The sequence below is a fragment of the Aquimarina brevivitae genome (assembly GCF_004216895.1).
GTDB classification, from domain to species: domain Bacteria; phylum Bacteroidota; class Bacteroidia; order Flavobacteriales; family Flavobacteriaceae; genus Aquimarina; species Aquimarina brevivitae.
The window spans coordinates 1,711,093-1,732,414 of sequence record NZ_SGXE01000001.1; the positions used below are offsets into that span (position 1 = coordinate 1,711,093).

20 protein-coding genes are annotated in these 21,322 nt (G+C 34.7%); 6 read left to right on the forward strand and 14 right to left on the reverse strand.

The features are described from left to right. Positions 1-45: 45 nt before the first annotated feature. Complete coding sequence (locus tag EV197_RS07560) at positions 46-1,485, reverse strand: M20/M25/M40 family metallo-hydrolase (protein ID WP_130286113.1); 1,440 nt, start codon at positions 1,483-1,485, stop codon at positions 46-48. A 96-nt stretch (positions 1,486-1,581) separates the two neighbouring features. Between EV197_RS07560 and EV197_RS07565 the strand changes: the two genes are divergently transcribed. Next, a complete protein-coding gene (locus EV197_RS07565; protein WP_130286114.1) occupies positions 1,582-2,649 on the forward strand; it encodes a hypothetical protein in 1,068 nt (355 codons plus the stop codon). 96 nt (positions 2,650-2,745) lie between these two features. On the opposite strand, the gene EV197_RS07570 is transcribed toward EV197_RS07565, so the two are convergent. The 10 genes from EV197_RS07570 to EV197_RS07615 all read right to left on the reverse strand — a co-directional run bounded on the left by EV197_RS07570 (position 2,746) and on the right by EV197_RS07615 (position 14,374). Then, positions 2,746-4,029, reverse strand: a complete 1,284-nt coding sequence (locus EV197_RS07570) for a phospholipase D-like domain-containing protein (RefSeq protein ID WP_130286115.1) — start codon at positions 4,027-4,029, stop codon at positions 2,746-2,748. A gap of 130 nt (positions 4,030-4,159) precedes the next feature. Next, entirely contained in the window at positions 4,160-5,833 is a 1,674-nt protein-coding gene (locus EV197_RS07575) for a TMF family protein (protein WP_130286116.1), read from the reverse strand. Between the two features lie 7 nt (positions 5,834-5,840). Then, positions 5,841-7,205 carry a GAS domain-containing protein gene (locus EV197_RS07580; protein ID WP_130286117.1) on the reverse strand — a complete coding sequence of 455 codons (1,365 nt, stop codon included), beginning with the start codon at positions 7,203-7,205 and terminating at the stop codon, positions 5,841-5,843. 305 nt (positions 7,206-7,510) lie between these two features. After that, positions 7,511-8,569 (reverse strand): nucleoid-associated protein, encoded by a 1,059-nt coding sequence (locus EV197_RS07585; RefSeq protein WP_130286118.1) that lies wholly within the window; start codon positions 8,567-8,569, stop codon positions 7,511-7,513. A 54-nt stretch (positions 8,570-8,623) separates the two neighbouring features. Continuing rightward, positions 8,624-9,136, reverse strand: coding sequence for an IS1096 element passenger TnpR family protein (locus tag EV197_RS07590; protein WP_130286208.1), 513 nt, complete (start codon positions 9,134-9,136; stop codon positions 8,624-8,626). Positions 9,137-9,181: 45 nt separating this feature from the next. Next, positions 9,182-10,216, reverse strand: coding sequence for a COX15/CtaA family protein (locus EV197_RS07595; RefSeq protein WP_130286119.1), 1,035 nt, complete (start codon positions 10,214-10,216; stop codon positions 9,182-9,184). A gap of 44 nt (positions 10,217-10,260) precedes the next feature. Then, positions 10,261-11,697, reverse strand: a complete 1,437-nt coding sequence (locus EV197_RS07600) for a CCA tRNA nucleotidyltransferase (protein ID WP_130286120.1) — start codon at positions 11,695-11,697, stop codon at positions 10,261-10,263. 8 nt (positions 11,698-11,705) lie between these two features. Continuing rightward, a complete protein-coding gene (locus tag EV197_RS07605) occupies positions 11,706-12,275 on the reverse strand; it encodes an L-threonylcarbamoyladenylate synthase (RefSeq protein WP_130286121.1) in 570 nt (189 codons plus the stop codon). 52 nt (positions 12,276-12,327) lie between these two features. Then, positions 12,328-13,440, reverse strand: coding sequence for a glycosyltransferase family 4 protein (locus EV197_RS07610; RefSeq protein WP_130286122.1), 1,113 nt, complete (start codon positions 13,438-13,440; stop codon positions 12,328-12,330). A 1-nt stretch (position 13,441) separates the two neighbouring features. Beyond that, positions 13,442-14,374: a glycosyltransferase family 2 protein gene (locus EV197_RS07615; protein WP_130286123.1), complete on the reverse strand. Its 933-nt coding sequence runs from the start codon at positions 14,372-14,374 to the stop codon at positions 13,442-13,444. Between the two features lie 139 nt (positions 14,375-14,513). Between EV197_RS07615 and EV197_RS07620 the strand changes: the two genes are divergently transcribed. From EV197_RS07620 to EV197_RS07630, 3 genes are all read left to right on the forward strand, one after another. Further along, positions 14,514-15,164 (forward strand): class I SAM-dependent methyltransferase, encoded by a 651-nt coding sequence (locus EV197_RS07620; RefSeq protein ID WP_165389020.1) that lies wholly within the window; start codon positions 14,514-14,516, stop codon positions 15,162-15,164. Between the two features lie 91 nt (positions 15,165-15,255). After that, positions 15,256-16,062, forward strand: a complete 807-nt coding sequence (locus tag EV197_RS07625; protein ID WP_130286124.1) for a Kdo domain containing protein — start codon at positions 15,256-15,258, stop codon at positions 16,060-16,062. A 20-nt stretch (positions 16,063-16,082) separates the two neighbouring features. Further along, positions 16,083-17,108 carry a glycosyltransferase family 4 protein gene (locus tag EV197_RS07630; RefSeq protein WP_130286125.1) on the forward strand — a complete coding sequence of 342 codons (1,026 nt, stop codon included), beginning with the start codon at positions 16,083-16,085 and terminating at the stop codon, positions 17,106-17,108. Here EV197_RS07630 and EV197_RS07635 read toward each other — a convergent pair. After that, entirely contained in the window at positions 17,098-17,871 is a 774-nt protein-coding gene (locus tag EV197_RS07635) for a glycosyltransferase family 2 protein (RefSeq protein ID WP_130286126.1), read from the reverse strand. The genes EV197_RS07630 and EV197_RS07635 overlap by 11 nt on opposite strands. Positions 17,872-17,972: 101 nt before the next feature. On the opposite strand from EV197_RS07635, the gene EV197_RS07640 reads away from it, so the two are divergent. Beyond that, positions 17,973-18,785: a glycosyltransferase family 2 protein gene (locus EV197_RS07640; RefSeq protein WP_130286127.1), complete on the forward strand. Its 813-nt coding sequence runs from the start codon at positions 17,973-17,975 to the stop codon at positions 18,783-18,785. Here EV197_RS07640 and EV197_RS07645 read toward each other — a convergent pair. Together EV197_RS07645 and EV197_RS07650 are read right to left on the reverse strand one after the other, a co-directional pair. Continuing rightward, positions 18,751-19,944 (reverse strand): glycosyltransferase family 9 protein, encoded by a 1,194-nt coding sequence (locus tag EV197_RS07645; protein ID WP_130286128.1) that lies wholly within the window; start codon positions 19,942-19,944, stop codon positions 18,751-18,753. The two genes, EV197_RS07640 and EV197_RS07645, sit on opposite strands and share 35 nt — an antisense overlap. A gap of 6 nt (positions 19,945-19,950) precedes the next feature. Next, positions 19,951-20,766: a 2,3,4,5-tetrahydropyridine-2,6-dicarboxylate N-succinyltransferase gene (locus EV197_RS07650; protein WP_130286129.1), complete on the reverse strand. Its 816-nt coding sequence runs from the start codon at positions 20,764-20,766 to the stop codon at positions 19,951-19,953. Between the two features lie 124 nt (positions 20,767-20,890). Here EV197_RS07650 and ruvX point away from each other — a divergent pair, with 124 nt between their 5' ends. Next, a complete protein-coding gene (ruvX, locus tag EV197_RS07655) occupies positions 20,891-21,304 on the forward strand; it encodes a Holliday junction resolvase RuvX (RefSeq protein WP_130286130.1) in 414 nt (137 codons plus the stop codon). The last annotated feature ends 18 nt before the right edge of the window (positions 21,305-21,322 follow it).

Consider the following 21,322-nt stretch of genomic DNA (forward strand, 5'->3'; position numbering starts at 1 on the left):
GGAGGTGGTCAAGCTTAAATTTTTGAGAAAAGGAAATATTAATACCTAGTTGACAACTAGTTTCTTATAGATCGTTTTTCCACCCTCCAAATTTGCGGCGACGATATAAATTCCGGGGCTTATGGCTTGTAAAGCGATGGCACCCGATCTATCTAAATCATTTTCTTTTAGTATCGTTTTTCCTTGCATATCAAACAAGATGATGTTGGTTAACTGAGGACTTGAAGATTCAGCCGTATAGATTAAGGTTCTATTTGCTGTATACAAGGTATACCCCGCTTGTTCAAAATCATTTACAGAAAGGCTTTCATCCGATTTTGCAATTTCTATTAAGAATTCTGTACACAGCTTCGCAAATTTAGTGGCGTGATTTGCAGTACCTGATATACTAAACGTGTCATTAGCCGTGTGAATGTTAGGATTGTAGGAAGAAAAACTAGCTTCAAAAGGGAAGGTAGCTTTAAACCCTTCTCGATGCCAACTAGCGTGATCAGAGCAACCATAATTACAAAAGGCTGTGCCGTAAGTTAGTTGGTGGGTTCCTGAAGCATTGTAATGGTCTATTAATTGTTTAAAAAAACTATTTAACGATGCATCTGTGTTATCTTCAATAAAATAAACATCATTACCAGATCCCTGGTAATTTGTCATATCAAACTGGGAAACCGCAATAACATTAATATCATTGGTACTGTATTCTTGCGCTATTTCAGTAGAACCTACTAAACCCACCTCTTCTGCAGCATAAGCCATGACTTCGATTGTTCTTCTGGGTTTAAAATCAATTTCGAATAATGCGCGAACGGCTTCGGTAATTGTAGCAATTCCAGAAGCATCATCATCAGCTCCCGGTGCATTATCGTTGCCTTGTGATGAAGTGGAATCTAAATGACCTCCAACGACCACATAATCATCAGGAATTTCTGTCCCTGTAATGGTCATAATTACAGAAGGCATACCGGTATTTGTATGGTTGTATAACCGAACGCTAACATCAGTTCTACCGTAGTTTGCAGCCATAGTTTCCCATTTAACCTTAAGATCTTCTGCAGATTGTGTTGCATTTGCTCTGGTGTGGTATCGAGTGCCGTAATTTTGTAGCTCTAGTATATGGTCTTCAATATTTTGTGTATTGATGGCATTCATTGCAGCGTTTACCGTAGCATCTTCAGTAATGCTAAAGTTTACTTTGGGGGAACTTTTAACACTGGTAGTGAGGTTTTTTATAGCGTTCTCTTTGGAATTTCTATAGATATAACCAGGTCCGTGCACTAAAACCCTTCCGTGTAGTTCATGGCTTACCTCTTCACTCATATACACAGCCACTTCGTTACCTACAGATTTCAGTAATTCAATTTCTCTAGGGAAATCTTTTTGGAGCTCATACGCGTCTTGTAAATTCATCGTTGCATAGAACCATTTGCCAGTTTCTTGAGCAGTCAATAAAGAGAAAGAAAATAGTAATATTGTAAATATAGGCTTCATAATATGTTGTAGCTTAAATTTTGATTTTGAGTATAATTGGGCTATAAAATTACATAAATAATATTTGGCTTACACAATTTTGCTATTTTTATCCTTATGGAAGAAAAGTTGATGTCAAAGAAAAAACCAACCTATCCCATTAGTGAGCGATTAGAGGAATATTTGTTGGAGTGTAATCGAAAAATAAAGATTCCGGTGTTTTACGACGATCTATTACGTTTTTCGGGTTCGGTTGTGGTTTATGATAGTAATGATGAGGATACTTTATGGGTTAGAGTGTATTATGAAGAGCACGAGCGTCCGGAGATCGAGCAAAGCTTAAAAAAAGTATATACGATTTTACACTCTGATGGAAACGAAGATGCAATTGAATTTCTTAATGTAGATGCGATTGACTATTGTACCTTTGGGAATTCTAAACCGTTTCGGATTAAAATACGTAATATTTTAAATGACAACTTTACGTATATCTATGTGAAGAAAGCAGACGCTTCACGAATCTACGGTCTAGAGCTCGAACATATTTTTTCGCCCAATAGGATTAACTTTTTGGTTTATAAAAATACGCTTATAGAAGAGCATATTGCAGGTATACCGGGAGATGTTTTTATTAAAGATTTTTTACCCAATCTTGGTGATCAGGCTAAATCACAGATAGCAAAAGAATTTGTAAAATTCAACGAACGTTGTCAAATGCGGTTGCTGGGGGATATGCGATCCTATAATTATGTTATTGTGCCTACTCACGATTTTGATCACGTAGAATACAGGCTAAGAGCGATTGATTTTGATCAGCAGTCTTATGAGGGAAAATTAAAAGTATATCAACCCCAGTTTTTTAAAGAAAATTTTGAGATGGTCAATCTGGTGATGACTAAACTGCAACCAAACTCTATCGAACAATACAAAAAGGAAGAACGTTCTATATTGGCTAAACGAATGCTTAATGCCAGAGATCGTTCTGAAACTTTAATTGATTGTATGTGTGCAGATCGAATTTCTACGGATCAGAATATTGAAGAGTTACGAGAGCATTTGTATAACTTTACATTGGATCTTAAATTTAGAAGAAGTGCGACAATGGGCGAAATTTTGAAAACTGCACTGGATTTTGTCCGTAGAAATTATGAAAATGTGAATATGAGGCGATTGCTGGAAGGATAAAAAATTTGTGTGGTACATTTATTTTGTTTATATTTATAATATCGAAATGATCGAAGCATCAGTTTCGTGGTTTAATAGCCGGGCATCAAGCCCGGTTTATTTTTTGTATTTACTCAAGGATATTCTTTCCCAAATGGTTTCAAAGTCTAAAATGAACTGAGTTGCCAGAGCTTTTTTATTTCTAAATAAAATACGATGTTCCCAATGTCTATCGGTGGCGTCTGTAGTCATATTAGCAGTTCCGGTAACGATATCACCAGTGGATATATTAACCAAATATTTTTGATGCATCACCTTTTTTCCTGATCGGATTTTAATATGTAGTCTTTCTTTGGAAGCTGTTTTTTGAAGCTTATCCATTACCTCTTCATTTGCGTTTCGATCAAGAATATACCGTAATCGTACGCCTCGTCTTGCCGCTTGCAATAAAGCGTTATATTCTGCAGTGCGATAGGAGAGTGCAAACATAGCAAGGTAAATCGTCTCATTTCGTTTTGCAGCATTGATTAGATCCAACGTTAGGGTTGTTATGGTAATGGGTGCTTTATGCACAATGCCTGAGGTTTTTCGAAGGTTAAAAGAGCGCGAACTATTGTATTGGTGAAAGCCATTCCCATTTTCTTGTGACGGATACTTACTATTAAAACCAACTAATATGGAGGAGTCTATTTCACTTTTTGGTAATGTTTTTTGTTGTAGTGTATTCTCTTGGATATCGTCATTAGTTAAGCCGAAAGGAAGTGCTACTTCCTTATTTGATTTTAATTCATTTGCAAATTTGTCTAAATATTGCAAACCACTTTTAAAGGATAGTGTAAGAGAAGTATTGCTCCATAAAAATGTGAATTCTTTTTGAAAACATTTTAAGAGTTCGGTATTATCTTTATTACTGTTGGTTGATGAGAATTGGATGATGTTTTCATAATTTCGATTCGCTTGTTTTGTCCAGTTATAGCTACCAGATTGTAAAGCTATAGGTTGATTATTTTTGAGTACCAATAGCGTGCGATGATGCAACATCCCCAAACTAGCGTTATAGTTCCATAAGAGCTTTTGCTGAGCTGTATCCCAAAGGTAAGGCTGATCATATTTTAATCGAACTCTTAAGTTGGGCAGGTTGAGTTTGGCCAAGAGATGAATTTTACGATCATTTTCTTGAGAAATATTACCCCAATCGGCTAATATCTTGATGGTCATCTTAGGGTTTTCGAGGGCGATTGTTTTTATCCGCTCATAAATGAGCTCCTCTGTAAAATTAAAGCACATAATTTGTAGCTCCACAGTGTGTTTTTTACTGAGTACAACAGCTTCATTCAATAGGTCGATAACCACTTGATATAGAAGTTTAGTGGTCGTGCTTGAAAAATAGGGAGTGATCATGCTTAGGCTAAGAGTTTAATCCTAAGGTACACAAATTTGTAGAGTTGTTAAATTGTTCGGTAATAGGTAAAAACAAAAAATCAAAGACCGAAGTTGAAATCATTACTTCGGTCTCTTGATACTTTAAAAATTATTTTATTCTCTGCTCTAATTCAGCATTTTTCTTTTTTAACTGTTCAACTTCTTTTTGAAGTTGTGCTGTCTTTTTGTTTTGCTCAATCATATAAAGTGTAAGCTCTTCAATTTTTTGCAGGAGTTTGGCATTCATTTCACCCAATTGAACACCTTCTTTTTCCACTTCTGCCGCAGAGGGGATGTTTTGCAGGTGACCTTTTTCATTAATATGTTGTTCAACTTCTTGCAGAGTAGGTAAATTATACTCAGGTTCAAAAACATAGTCTGGCCATCCTACCAGGTCCACTTTTACTTCTTTACTATGAATGGTGCCATTGACAGCTAATTTAGCGTCTGGGGTATAAGTCCCTATGCCCACATTTCCATTAGTTCCAGAAACATTAGGGTCTAAAACGATGTGATTTTGGGAGGAAAGTACTAAATCAGTTATGTTAGAATTACTAGTACTTCTGGTAGCTTGAATTTCAAAACGTCCATCAATATCAGTCTTAAATCTAGCTAAGGAATGTAAACCTTGCACTCTTAACTTTGCATCTGGGTTTGTAGAGCCTATACCGACATTACCGCTTGCTGTTATTAAAAGTTTGTCATCACCTCCATTGGTTCTAAAACTTAAGGAGTTATCCGAGTTATTATATCGTATACCTCCCATAGCTCCACCATCTTTATCTCCAAAAAAGAAACTAGCTCTTCCTTCTGTTCCTGAAATAATATTTGCAGAAGTATAATATCCTGGCGCAGAATTACTTTGAAAAGTTGCCACATTACCAGCAATGATAGGAGCATTTCCTTGGCCATTACTTTTTGAAACATGAAGATTAACATCTGGGTTTACAGTCCCAATACCCAAATTACCATTTTGCATTAGGGACATTTTGCTACTTCCATCAACCTGAAATCCAAATCGAGAGTTTGCGGTGCCACCAGTCATATTCATATAGGCATTTCCATCTCCTGCGGTGAATAAAGTAATAGATCTATTATTATCATAAGATGTTTTAATTCCTCCTCTTACCTCAAGTTTAGAAGTAGGTGATATTGTTCCAATACCCAAATTACCATTTGCAGACATGGTCATTAGCTTTTGGTCAAAATTTGTCCATTGAAATAAAGATCTATTCGTTATTCCTTGATCATTAGTAGATCTTCTAGTGTCAAATCTCATAATACTATTGTCACTTGAATTGTCATTTGTAGCATCAGTAGACCCAATAAATATCAAAGAGCTTATATTTGCAGACTGTACATTTCCTTTAATAGCAGGTAGAAATCTGTTGCTAACACCAGTGATATTAAATATTTGCAGATAATCCGAGGGAGCATCAGATACTTTAAAGCGCATAAAACTTTCTGTTTGATTTAGTGCGGTATTTGAAAGTATATCTAATCGAGACCCGGGATTAGTGGTGCCAATACCTAAATTTCCATTAGGATTTAATGTCATTAGGTGGTCGGTTCCTTTATTAAAAAAATAAATATTTCCTATTGTTTTTTCAACACTACCGATATATAAATGATTAGAGCCATTAAGGCCAAAAGCTCTTGTATAATCAGTTTCACCAGCTTTTTGAACTCTAATGTAGTCTGTAGCATTGCTTAAATTAATATTTTGTGCTTTAGATATTCTCGTGCACAATAATAAGATAGATACAAGAATAATTCTTTTCATGATTTATTTATTTTTTCAATTCTTTTATTTCTTTTTGTTGATCTAATACTAGCTCTTTAAGTTGATTCATTTTTTTATCCTGCTCAATCATGTATAGCGTTAGCTCTTCAATTTTTTGCAGGAGTTTGGCATTCATTTCCCCTAATTTAACACCTTCTTTTTCTACTTCTGCAGCAGAAGGGATATTTTGCAAGTGACCTTTTTCATTAATATGTTGCTCAACTTCTTGCAGGGTAGGTAGATGGTAATCGCTTTCAAAAACATAATCAGGCCATCCGATTAGATCAACTTTTACTTCCTTAGAATGTATAGTGCCATTAACCGCTAATTTAGCGTCTGGTGTTGTGGTGCCTATACCAAGATTACCATTTTGGGTAAGATACATTTTAGTACTGTAATTAGAAAAATTATTGTCATCGTGTGTTCCAGTCATACTAAAAGCTAATCCATAACTTCCCATACTATTTTCAGTATGTAAAATTGCAGATTGATATAAACTCCCACTTCCTAACCATCTAGAAACAAATAGGGCAGGTTCTCTGCTTCCTTGATTCAATTGTAATGTTCCTATAGAGGTTTTCATTCTATTAAAAGCTCCGTCTACAATTTGTAACTTTCTTCCTGGATTTGAAGTTCCAATCCCGACATTACCTGTTGCGAAATTATGATAAGAAGCTTGATAATGTATAGGTTTCCAGGTATTATTATTCCAATCGCGAGCACGTACTAACCCAAAATCAGATGCACTATAGGCAAGGTTCATCGTTACACCACTTGTAGGATTGGTAATTCCTGTTACATCAATAGACTGAGAGGCACGAATACGCCCAATAACGTCTAGTTTTTCAGAAGGGTTAGTTGTTCCAATACCCACATTACCATTATTGGTTAAAACGGTAAAAAAAGGAGTGTTTGAGCTGTCTCTGATATTTATCTTACCACCTAGATAATCAATCCAAGCTTTATTTTGTCCATTTTCTCTAAACAAAAAACGTCCAGGGAACCCTGTAGCTGGGTCAACAACGATGTTAGCTGCTCCCAAACTCCCATTACTTATAGCTTTCGCAGCAATACCACTCTCTCCCGTAAATTGAACTGTTAATCTTTGAGGAGGATTAGTGGTTCCTATACCTACATTACCACCAGGAAGTATAGTTAATCTTTCGTTGGCACTGGTAGCATCTTCAAAAACACCCCAGCGATCAGCTGTTATCATTCCGGTTGCCCAGATGCCATTGCTTGAGGTGCTTTGGAATAAGCTGACACCGGTAGGAGACTGAAGATCTATTTTTTCATTAGTAGAGGTTTCTGTTTGTGCAAAACTTATTCTTGTTAATAGTATAAAAGTCGCTATGGCTATTATATTTTTCATATTAAATAATTTGATTGTACTTTAAGTAATGTGTCTTAAAGGGAGGAAATGTTACCGTTATTTTGGGTAAAAAAAATTAAAAAGCAAAAATATAACCTTGTATATCATTATACAAGCTATGTTAATGAATTATTAAAATAAGATTATCGGTAGTAGAATTTCATCATCAGTTTGTTAACGATATAGCGTTATGACAGGAGTAATGCATTGGATATAGATTACTTTATTAGGTAATCCAAGTAAGGATATGGTACTGCATTTTGTTGATCTCTATAACTGCCTAGAGAACTTCAATTAAATTTACGTTACCCTTTAACTTCTTTATTGAAATACACCAAATAGTAGTACATTTGCTTTTCTTCATCCCAACCTTTTTCTACAAATTTCTCTGCTGACTCTGGATTGATAAAATCCATTTTGATTTGCACATTCGTATCTAAACTGATGAGATTTTTTATCTTTTTGCGAGCAGCAGACACTGCATTGTTAGCAATAGGAAAGGTGGTCAAATCTTCGATTTGATACTTTGGAGCCTTTTCTGTTTTATAGTTCTTAAATTCAGGTATAAGATTAGGATTGTCGATTACTTCATTTAAAAACGCAGTTTCCTCAAAATTATCGTTTTTTGCAAAGTGATTGATTGCTCTATTCATAAACATCACTTCTTCCTTCTTATCCTCAGCAGGTAGCACTACGTCTTTTGCAAAATCCTGGCAGAATTTCATATACTTTTTAGTATAAAAATTCTCATCTGCAAAGGCCTCAACGCCTAAAAAGTGTTCCAACCAATACTTGGTATCGTATTTATTAGAATCTACAGATAGTATCTTATACCCTTCTTCTTTTTTGTGATTAAAAATTAGACAGCCTTTATCAAGTTTGTTAAGGTTAACCCCTTGCTGGATTAATAACTCTATATGCGATTCTTTCTCTTCAAACTGTAAAAAGTCGTGCTTTAATTCTGATTTAAATATACCAACAGCACTAGTTTTTTCATTATCAATGGTTACGTTATCTAAATAGGCTACATAAACTTCTCCGCTTTTGATATGAGGGTGTTGTGATTGTTCATATAATAAAGAAGCTATACGTCTCGATTTTTCGTGAACTGAAGAAGGATGATCGAAAATTTCGGTGACAATTTTATACAGCGGATTAAATTCCACATCTACCTCATTGGCAAACTGAAAGTAGTTTTCTTCTTTCTCTCTAAAGGGTTTAAAGAAATACTCTTTTAACAGTGCTATCAGCTCATCATTAAGTTGGTAGGGTACATCTGATAAAAAAATATTTTCATTTCTACTTTTGTTACCAATACGATGAACCGAAAGGGATTCAATCTGAGTGCTGTATAAGTTGATCATTGCTCTAGGCTATTAAAAAGGTGTGGTCTATAAAAGTATAATTTTAGAATTAAATTAATTCCAATTTTCGTCAAAATCTAAGTCATCATAATCATCTAGATTCATGACATCTTCATCATTTACATCGTCATCAAAACTATCATCTGCAACAAACTCCTTGTCTGGCGCTTGGTCGGGTAATTGTCCGTGTACAAACATTACATTAGGATATTCTCTACCGTTCTCATATTCGGCTATCTCTGCCAGTTCTACAAAAAAGGTCCACATACTAAGAAAGTCGTAAACGTAAATCATCTTGGGAGACGCTTCAGTGACAATATCATTTATCGTAGTTTCGTTCATAAGTTTTACAGGAACACTGCCATCACTCATATCAAACAACGAAATTTCTTCTCCCTGGTTCCAGTCCTCGTCACTGGCGTAAAATGAAGCAACCTCATTGCCATCAAATCCAAAAGATTGCGTAATTACATTATGGAACTGCTCTAATGTAGCTTCTTCCTCAATTTCTATGTCTCTAAACACATCTTCTTCGGTATCCAATATTACTCTAAATCGATAAATCATCATATTAAATTTAGGATTGGCAAAGATACAAGCTTAATTTAGAAATTAAATTGCTCTAGGTGCTTTTTTAGGTTTATAAACGTTTAAAAGTAAGTAAAATTGTACTCCAAATAACAGTGATGATAGTACAAGGTGTAAGGGCTGGGATAAAAAAGGAAAATCAAAATAATACATCAAAATTCCCGTTACAACTTCTAAACCAATCAATATCATTACCCAATTCATTCCGTTAAGCTCTAAGTTTAACTTTCTATTTTTATAAAATAGCCAAATATTTACAAGGGTTACCACTATTGAAAAAGATCTATGGATATAAAAATTAAGAGTAGGAGGGTGTAACCACTGAGATTTAGAATGCTCTCCAAGTAACTTAACTTGTTCATCTACGTATTGCCGTACTTGTGTGCCAAGCGCTACTTGAACAAGAGTTAGGATTACTGCTATTGCCAATATATTTTTAAATAGTGGAGGAAAAATAACATTTTGCTGTTTTCTCTGTACTAGGAATAATAGCAGCAGCAAAATAGCTAAAATTATAAAGGCCATTACCATATGTATGGTAATTTTGTAAGGTAAAAGATTAGAATCCACCACCTCTTTTCCGAGCCAGGCTTGAAATGCCATCGCAATTAACGTTAAGAAGGATAAAATCACAATGCGTTTATCTTCTTTAACATAAAAAAAGGAGCAAGCGATCATTAGCAGAATGGGAATGCCAGATAATACAGTCACTAAGCGATTGATATATTCGATCCAGGTATGCCACACATTGAATTTAGCATAATCGTGTTTTGTGTATGGACTCCAATTGGATGCGGTAAAAGTTTCAGTTGTTTTGAAATCACGGTGAGCAACTTTTAATGCTTCATTAAATATGATAATAGTACCTTCTTTATATTCGTGATTTGGTTTCCATTGAATTTGAGCCGCTTCAGTCGGTGGAATGATATATCCAAAACATTTTGGCCAATCGGGGCAACCCATACCAGATCCTGTCATGCGCACTACAGCCCCAGCTATTATGATGAGGTAAATAAATACAATTGCTGTTATGACAAGGGGTCTAAAATATTTTTTCATCCAAAATGATTATTGTAAAGGGAGTAAACCCTCTATTGTAAAACTTAATCTTGTTTAATTAGTGTTAAGCCTAATTCCTCACCTTTTTTTATCATAAAATGATAAGCTGCCTCGTGTTCATTAGGTATTTCTCCTTCTAAAATAGCTTCTTTGATGGCTTCTTTTATAATTCCTATTTCCTTAGAAGGCTTTATATTGAAGGACTCCATTATTTCTTCACCGCTCACTGGTGGCTGAAAATTTCTAATGCGATCTCGTTCTTCAACTTCTACCATTTTTTGTCGAACGAGTTTAAAATTATTATGATACTTCTTATATCTTTTTGGGTTTTTCGTGGTTATATCAGCTTCACAAAGCGTCATTAATTCTTCGATATGATTTCCAGCATCAAAAACTAACCTACGCACTGCAGAATCGGTAACCTCAGATGCAATTACGATTGGTCTTGAGCTCATCAAAACCATTTTTTGGACAAATTTCATTTTGTCATTTAGAGGCATCTTGAGCCTTTTAAATAATTTATACACCATCTTAGAACCTACAAACTCGTGTCCGTGGAAAGTCCATCCTACTTTTTTACTAAAACGCTTGGTGGGCGCCTTACCAATATCGTGTAATAGAGCCGCCCATCGTAACCATAGATCATCTGTGTTTTCAGCAATGTTATCCACTACTTCTAAAGTATGGTAAAAATTATCTTTATGCCGTTGTCCTTCAACTTCATCGATACCTTTTAGCGCTATTAACTCTGGTAAAATAAAATGTAATAACCCTGTTTTTTCTAGTAATTTAAATCCTATGGATGGTTTTTCACTCAATAAAATTTTATTCAGCTCATCAACAATACGCTCTTTGGTTATAATTTTTATTCGTTCCTTATTTCGGCTTATAGCTTCTAATGATTTCTTTTCAATTTTAAAATGCAATTGGGATGCAAATCGGATAGCACGCATCATTCGTAAAGGATCATCGGAATAGGTAATATCAGGATCCAAAGGGGTTCTGATAATTTTTGATTTTAAATCTTCATAACCGTTAAATGGATCAAGTAAACTTCCATAGTTTTCCGGGCTAAGGTCTAACGCCAATGCATTAATAGTGAAATCTCTACGATTTTGATCATCAGCTAAAGTGCCATTTTCCACCACAGGATTTCTACTATCTTCTGTATATGACTCTTTACGTGCACCAACCAACTCAATCTCTATGTCCTTGGTCTTGATCATGGCTGTACCATAGGTTTTAAAAATCTGCACTTTAGGTTGTTCTGGTAGTGATTTTGCTACTTTTTTAGCCAGTTCGATACCACTACCAACCGCAACGATATCAATATCCTTTGCGTTTCCGCGTTGTAGCAAATAATCTCTTACAAAACCGCCAATAACAAAGGATTGCACCCCTATTTCCTGAGCTGCTCTAGAAACGTATGTAAATATTGGGTGAGTTAAGGCTTCTTTATAATTTTTCTTCTCTTCAGACATGGATCAAGTTACTTCCGAATCACTTTAACCGTACTGTTATTTCCAATTTTAATTATGGCAGACGGTTTAGCATTTTTATTTTTGTCAGGCAAATTTACGACATAGTCAACGCCTTCCAAAATAGCTTTCGAAATTTCTTTAAAGCTCTTAGGTGATTCTTGACCTTGTATTGTAGCAGTGGTAGCTACCAATGGTCTTTTAAGTTTGCGAATCAATCGATTGCAAAAATCATCTCTTACCACCCTAATAGCCAAGGTATCATCTTCGGCAATTAGATTTTCAGAAACCCGTATGGGTTTATCATAGATTATTGTAGTTGGTTTACGAGCATATTTTAGAACATCATAAGCTACTTCTGGTACTTCTTCTACATATTGTTGAAGCATTTTAAAGTCACTTACCAGACAAACCATGGACTTTTTTGGGTCGTTTTGTTTTAGGTTAAAAATTTTGTCTATTGCATCTATATTCGTTGCATCACAACCGATGCCCCAAACTGTATCCGTAGGATATAAAATAATTCCTCCTCTTTTGAGGATTTGTAATGCTTGTTCAAGTTCATTGTCTCCGTTCTTCACGCTAGTCAGGATTTTTTTACAAAATTACAGTTATTATCCGTTATTTGGGTTGCTAATGCGTTTGATTTACAATTTCGGTATAGATCTCCATTGTATGAGCCGCCATTTGAGCCGTAGTATAGTTGTCTAGTAGTTTTTGGTAACTAATAGTTATAAATTTTTCCTGTAACTCTTTATCATTTGCTAATTCAGTAATGCAATCAGCTAAAGGCACGGGTTGATGCATAGGAGCTAATAGGCCATTGACTTTGTGTTGGATTATTTCTGGAATTCCTCCAACATCTGTGCTTATTACCGGAGTTTTATGATAGAAGGATTCATAAATTACTTGAGGTACACCCTCACTTTGGGAGGTAATAAGGGTAATATCAAATTGAGGAATGAAGTTAGAGGCATTCGGGGTATAGCCCAAGAAACTCATATGTTTTTCAAGTCCTAGCTCATTCATTCTATCTAGTAACGGCTCTGTTCTCTCCGTAAAAGTTCCGATCTGTACAAAATAGAAGCGATTATCTTTTTTAACGTTGATGATCTCATTTGCAACATCGATCCAGGTATCTAGATGTTTGGCTCTAATGTGGTTGGCTATATTTCCTATGATAATTTTATCCGTTGGGATATTGTATTTTTCTCTTAGCAAGAAATCCGTTTGGCTGCTTTTAGTAGCTAAATTTGTTCCGTGATATATAGTGATAAGTTTATTGTGATCGGTGATGGCTTGTGCTGTTACGTTTTTAGTTTCTTCAGAAACGCACAATATTTTCTTAATTTTTGGATAATTGTACTTGTATAGGGTTTTCTTTCGTTGTTTAATAGGAAAAGAAGTTTTTTTACTAAAGACGAATGGAGGAAGTGCAAAAAATTTATCGGCTAATATGGCCAAAACAATAGCACTGGTATCGTGGATATGGATAACATCTACCTTGTGTTTTTTACAATAGAAGCCCAATTTTATAAAATATCTTGGATCAAATTTAACCGCCAATTTAGGGGTGACATAATCTAAATTAGTTTGTTTAAGCCGATTATGAAATACTTTGTCTTTTACACAAAATATAGTGTTTTTAACCTCAGGGTAGGTGTTTTGTAATTCTTTACATAAATTTTCAATATGGTTTTCACCACCGCCCCAATTATTAACAGCTGAAAGATGAACTATATGCATATTATTTATTGAGAATAACTTGTTGATGTTTAAGCGACTCAGATAAGGGTGCTCCTTTGATGATTAATTTAAATAATGCTAAATTTTTTGCTTTAAAAGGTGCTTTTAAAAGATACTTAAAGGACAGATACCATTTCAGAATTAGGTAAGGTATAAATCCTGAATTCTTTTTTAACACATAAAACAAAGATATTTTCAATTCCTTAGCTATTGCAACACCTGCTTTGGTGCTTTTTCCGGTAAAATGAGTATACCTGGCTTCCGGGACTAGAAAACATATGTCGCGATTCTTATGCTGTTTTGCAATCCTGTAACAAAGATCTGTTTCTTCGTAATATAAAAAGATATTCGTATCAAAACCTCCTGCTGCATCAAAAGCCTCTCGTTCAACTATCATAAACGAACCCGGAACACTTTGTACTGCAATTGGAGTATCGTATACCTTCTTTCGCTTAGGGTACTTTTTTGGGTTTGATTTTTCTAATAATTTTCGTCCAATAAGCTCTCTTTTGAGGGTTAAGAAATGATCAAATGACTTCTTAACATTACCTTCTTCATCATATTGTTGCGGGCTACATATAAGTGTATTATTTTCTTTCAAAAAATTTAAGCCAATTTGTAAGCAATCATTTTGTAGTAAGGTATCATTATTTACAAAAGCATAGTAATCTCCATTTGCATATTGTACACCGTGCATGTTGCCAGTACCAAAACCGGTATTGATTTTACTTCTCACCAATCGAATGTTAGCAGAATTTATCTTTTCAATAAACGATTTGAGTTTTTGATAGTCCTCAATTGTAGAGGCATTGTCAACGACAATAAGTTCGTAATTAAGATCGCTTGAAGTCTTTTCCTGTATAGATTTGATGCAATCAATGGTAAATTCAGCCGAGTTGTAGTTTAAGATAATTACCGAAATATCTATGTTCATAAAGCATTAATATTGCATTAGGTGAATCAAAATTCGGTGATAAAGATACAATAAATGTGGGCAAGGCTTATGTGATGTACATTCTCTTTTCTATTACGTGATAATTAATATCTTTACCATCTTAAAAAATAAAACTAAGATGGACTACGCTTCTAAACCCGAGGGATATTATGATAACATCAGATATGAGATGATAAAGTATCTCCCTAAAGATGCGTCTAAAATTATAGATGTGGGTTGTGGTAATGGGGCTTTTGCAGCTGTGCTGAAGGAGCAAACCAATGCTGAAGTTTGGGGGATTGAATATATGGATCGAGAGGCACAGGTTGCTAAGGAAAAACTTGATAAAGTATACTCTGGTCCTTGCGAGGACTATATCGATGAATTACCAGATAATTATTTTGATGTCATTTATTTTAATGATGTTTTGGAGCACTTGGTAGACCCCTATGAAGTACTCCAGAAAATACAAAATAAGTTAGCGCCTCAAGGTGTCATAATTAGTTCTATTCCTAATGTTAGGTATCACAATACGTTTATGCGGTTATTACTGAAAAAGGATTGGTTGTATGAAGACTATGGTGTAATGGATCGAACACATCTTAGGTTTTTTACCAATAAAAGTATCCGCAGGATGTATGAAGATTTAGGATATGAAGTAGTCACTCACGAAGGAATTAATAAAAGTAGATCGATCAGACCTTATTTATACAATTTACCGGTTTTGTTTACCCAAATGGACATTCTTTTTCCACAGTATGCGACTGTAGCCAAACGAGTAGTTAAATAAGACGTTACTATGATTTTTAATGAACTTGTAATTTCTATCTTTGTAGCCTGCCAAAGCTGCTCAGTTAATTATTTATGATCATAGTGATATAATGGAGACAAGACTCATCATAAATCCTCAATATAAACACCTTAAAGACGAGGTTAGTGCTATATTAGGTGGAAACAAAGAAAATAGCTCAGACAGTATTCTACAATCTGGTAGAAATTTGGTAACTATACATAAACTTAGTGATGGTACAAAGGTGGTGGTTAAATCGTTTAAAAATCCTAATTTTATAAACACCATAGCCTATCGCTATTTCAGAAAAAGCAAAGCGAGGCGTTCCTTTGAGTATGCTACTATTTTGGAGTCAAAGGATATTGGAACACCGGATCCTATAATGTATAAAGAAAACTATAGCGCTTTGGGGCTTAAAGATAGTTATTACGTAAGCCTACTTATTGATGCAGATCTAACGTATAGAGAATTAACTACTGATTTTACCATACCGGATCACGAAGCCATCTTAAGGGCTTTTACTCGATTTACTTATAAGTTGCATACCAGAGAAGTTAATTTTCTCGATCATTCCCCAGGTAATACATTAATCTTACGAAAGGGGAATAGTGATTATGATTTTTTTCTTGTTGATCTAAATAGAATGGTTTTTGGACCAATGAATTTTAAGACGAGAGTTAAGAATTTTGCTAAATTGACCATACATAAATTTATGATTGAGATCATGAGCAATGAATATGCATTGTGTACTGGCGAAGATGAAGACGCTGTTTTTCGTACAATGTGGTATTATACGCGTAAATTTCAACATAAATACTACCGAAAAATACGGATCAAGAAAACCATTTTTTTCTGGAAGAAGAAATATAAAGATAGAGTTTCTAAAAGTCCAATTTAATACTATAATATTCGACCTAAATGGCCGCTAATTCTGATTTTAAAGAACGATTATACTTTATTGTTGCACATAAATGGAAATACATTGTGCCCATTGTTTTATCGTGGTTTGTTAAAAAGGATAAACAAAAAGTGGTGAACAAGGTGGTTTATGTGGCAAGAGAAAAGGACAAAGATTGGATCTTTGGCGCTAAGGTAAGAAGGTTGTCCCGGTACTCTTTGCTCAATGCTTCCACTCATTATCACGATAAATTACGCCAACTACCTAATGCTGATGGTTATTTTTTTATTTATCAGAATTATTTTTGCAGATGCTTACGAAGTAAGCCTAGTATTGTTGGTAAAAAAAATATTGTGATGTTTACGCATACCAACTGGTCTAAAAAGTACAGTAAAACGCACGTTGTTTGGTGTTTCAACAAGGCGGCAGACTATGTAATTTGTCTTAACTCTGATGTAAAAAGACAGTTGATAGAAGCAGGAGTAAAACCAGAAATTCTTGTTGTGATGCATATTGCCACTTCTTCAGATTTCTTCTACAAACACGAAAGGGGAGAAGGAGGAGTAGGTTTTTGCTCTACCTATAGTGATCGAAAAAATCCAGACTTAGTTTTTGATCTGATTACCAATTTACCACAACGGCATTTTTATTTAATCGGGCGTAATTGGGAGAATGATCCGCGATTCAAAGAAGTAGCGAATAACCCTAATTTTACGTATTTTAAAAATGAGCCCTACGATAACTATCCTGCATTATATAGTAAGATCGATGTGTTTGTTTCTCCATCCTTTTTAGAAGGTGGTCCTGTACCTATTTTAGAGGCTATGATGTCAAATTGCGTACCTGTGGCTTCGACAACTGGTTTTGCACCAGATCTTATAAATCACGGTGTAAATGGATTTTTATTCGAACCAAATGAAAGGTACGACAAGATAATACCGCTAATTGAAAAAGCTTTTGAAATAAAAACGAACACTAGAGAAACTGTGCTTGATTTTACCTGGGAGGAATGTGCTAAAAAAATAGACAGATTATTCAATTCATAACAGGATTATCCTTTTTTTTGTGCAGCTCTCTCAGCTTGATATATTTTAAAAATGTAATATTTGCGGTTTGTACACAAATGATTAATCCATTTAAACCGTCCAAGAACCCTAATCTTAAAAAATAGGCTTTAAAAAATGCCCAGGTGGGATTAAAAACGATTTTCCAAATGGGCGCTTTTTTACCCAATTTAAAGTACGATTGTGCGGATATGGAGGAGAACTTTTCAGTCTGTAAGTTAAATTCACTGTAGTTAAGATAATTCCAATGTAAAATATCTCCTTTTAAGCAACCTGCTTTCAACCCTTTTTTTAATTGAAAAGAATCGTGAGGATTTATACCTTTCCACTCGCCAGTATTTTTTTTAAAAACTCTTAACTTTCTATCAGGATACCAATCAGAATGGTTTATCCACTGACCGCAAAAGTTATTATATCGATTCACAAAATAACCGTCGTAGTCCCAATTGGATTTTAAAGCAATGATTGATGTTTTTAATTCAGGTGATAAGGCTTCATCACCATCTAGTGAAACAATGTGGTCATAAGTAGCTTGCGTAATAGCAAAGTTTTTTTGTTCCTTGTACCCCAGGAACTCTTGAAAAACAATTTTAGCATTGTACTTTTTACAAATTTCTATGGTTTTATCGGTACTGTAGGAGTCTACAACAATAATTTCATCTACTACATCTTGTAGTGATGTAAGGCATTGTTCGATTTTTTGTTCTTCATTAAAAGTAATGATTACCCCCGAGAGTTTAAGCATCTTATTTTTTTGATTGAATATAATTACCGATTTTTGAAACGTTATTGTGATATATGTTTTGCCAAAAATAACTATTATCAACTAGTTTATTAGAAAAAAGAATGAACATCTCTATAGTTTTAAGTACCTACAATCAACCGCTCTGGTTAAAAAAGGTTTTAATTGGTTATGATTGTCAAAATGTAAAGGATTTTGAAGTAGTAATTGCAGATGATGGGTCTGATGAAAATACAAGAGCAGTAATACAAGAGTTCTCTGCTATATCCACATATCCGATTAAACATGTTTGGCACGAGGATAAAGGTTTTAGAAAAACGGAGATTTTAAATAAAGCTATGCAACAGTGTGCAACAAACTATTTTCTTTTTTCAGATGGGGATTGTATACCCCGTGCTGATTTTGTAGCCAGGCATTTGCAGTATAGGGAAAAAGGATATTTTTTATCTGGAGGATATTTCAAATTACCGAAGGAAATTTCAGAAGCGATAACGGAAGACGATATAAGAAATCAAAATTGTTTTGATATTCAATGGCTTAGAAGTAAAGGGTTGCCATTTAAATTTAAATTTAATAAGCTTTCTAAACATAATTTTAAAGCTAAACTAAAGGACTGGATAACACCTACTAAAGCCACCTGGAACGGTATGAATTCTTCTGGTTGGAAAGAAGATATTTTTGCAGCCAATGGTTTTGATGAACGCATGCAATATGGAGGCGAAGATCGTGAATTAGGCGAGCGATTAATGAATAAAGGTATAAAACCAAAGCAAATTCGGTTTAGAGCGGTATGTGTGCATTTACACCACGAAAGAGGGTATGTTAAACCTGAAATGATTGAGAATAACAAAAAAATCCGCAAGGTAACCAAAGAACAAAAACTTACTCGGACTCTCTTTGGGATAGAGAAAATCTAGTGTTGAATTTTTGCAAAAATGCGTTTAGTTTTTCTTTGTAGAGTTCTGGTGAAAACTCTTTATATAAATCTAAAGCTTGTTCTTTTAATTCCTTTATGGATTTATTTTCAAATAATTGAGGTTTAAAATCGTTCAGGTGAACAGAATCGTGCTGGGTTCCATCCTCAAACATGTTCCAGGCGGATTTAATGATCCAAGGAGAGAAAAATGTAAAGGTGGGTATATCAAGTGCCTTAGCCATATTTACCGCTCCACCTTCATTACCTACTAACAAATCACATTGGGATAAAACAGCTATAAAGCTTCTTAAACCTTTAGCATATACATCGAAATGTATCTGCTCTTTTGTGTCTGCTGCGGTTTTATCATATATTTCCTGAGCCTCTTCTAGTTGATTTGGGATATAATTAAAAAGGATTGAACCTTCAGTTATTACTGCAATTTGATCTATAATTTTTGCCATATAAGCAGCTGGTAGTGTCTTAATTTTCTCACTTCCTAATACCCCAATCATAATAATGGGTTTGTTTAAATCTATACCATTTTGCGAAAGAAAGTTTTTGGCTTCTAATTTCTCTTCCTCTGTCACGTAAATTTTAGGCCTTATAATCTTTGATGCTATCACATACTCAGGGTAGATTAATCGCAGTCTGTTTTCCAACGCTAACCCTGCGTTAGTTAAAGCTTTTGCAGACGGTTTGATCGTTTCATTATACAAAAAAGAAGTATACCATTTATAATAAGAAATTTTCTCATCGGCTCCAGAAAATAAACTAATTAAATTGCTTTCTAACTTACCGTAGGCATCAATGACCAAATCATAACGCTGGCCTCGAATATGTTTTAAAAATTTAAAGAAAGCAGTTTTACTTTCTTTAAATTCTGGTTTAAACTCAATAATAGTATCGATATGTGGATTGCCAATAACCACAGGCTTGGTATTTGAGTTAACTAAATAAGAAATGTTGCTAAAAGGGTATTTTTTTCGCAACGCTTCACAAATAATTGTGCTGGCCAATACATCCCCGATCATTTTTTGCTGAATCACCAAAATTTTAATTTTCGCTTTGGTATTATCAGTATTGCGCACAGAAGAAAGAGAAGCCTTGGAGGCCTCTTCCTTCAAATTATCTGCGTTATGTGATTGAGGTAATGCCATATCAAATTAAACTGCTACATCATATTCTCTAAGCGCATTGTTCAAGGATGTTTTCTTATCCGTACTTTCTTTTCTTTTTCCAATAATTAAGGCACAAGGTACATTGTACGTTCCTGCATTAAATTTCTTGGCGTAACTACCAGGTATAACAACTGATCTTGCAGGTACAATTCCTTTCATTTCTTCAGGTTCGTTACCTGTAACATCGATAATCTTAGTTGAAGCAGTTAGTACTACATTAGCGCCTAAAACAGCTTCTTTTTCTACTTTTACACCTTCTACAACAATACATCTAGAGCCTATAAAGGCGTTATCCTCGATTATCACTGGTGCTGCTTGTAAGGGCTCCAACACCCCTCCAATACCTACACCACCACTTAAATGAACGTTTTTACCAATCTGCGCACAACTTCCTACCGTTGCCCAAGTGTCTACCATAGTACCTTGGTCTACATAAGCGCCGATATTAACATAACTAGGCATTAATATAGTTCCGGGCGAAATATAAGCCCCGTGCCTGGCGACTGCATTTGGTACCACTCGGATCCCTTTATCTTCATACCCTCTTTTTAAGGGTATTTTGTCGTGATATTCAAAAATTCCAGCTTCAAGCGTTTCCATTTTTTGGATTGGAAAATAAAGCACCACTCCTTTTTTGACCCATTCATTAACCTTCCATCCATCCGAAGTTGGCTCAGCGACTCTTAATTCGCCAGCATCTAAAAGATCGATTATGTTACGAATAGCGTTTTGAGTATTTTCTGTTTTAAGAAGTTCTCTATCTTCCCAAGCTGCTTCAATGATTTGCTTTAACTGGTTCATGTACTTATTTTTTGGTAAAGATAATAGCTTAGTTTTAAAATAAAAGAATACGCCCTTATTTTAGGATTCCTTTAATGATAGTTTTAGTTATTATATTATTGTCCTATTTTTGCTAGAAAAAATAATGGCCAGGTTATTAGCAATTGATTATGGAGCAAAGCGGTGTGGTATAGCGGTAACTGATGAATCGCAGATTGTAGCAACTGGACTAACCACAGTAGGTACTAAGGAGTTAATGTCTTGGTTGAAAAATTATTGGATCAAAGAAGAAGTTGAACTTTTAGTAATTGGTGAGCCTAAACGGTTACACGGAGAGGCTTCAGATATCGAAAGTGCAATTCAAGAATTTATACAGCAGCTTCAAAAAGAAATTGAAGATATTTCCATCGTAAGAGTTGACGAGCGATTTACCTCTAAAATGGCTTTTGAAGCTATGATACAAAGTGGTATTTCTAAGAAAAAAAGAAGAAATAAAGCATTGATCGATGAAATGAGTGCAGCGATTATTCTTCAAGACTATTTATATAACCAAAAGTAAATATTGAACACGAAAATA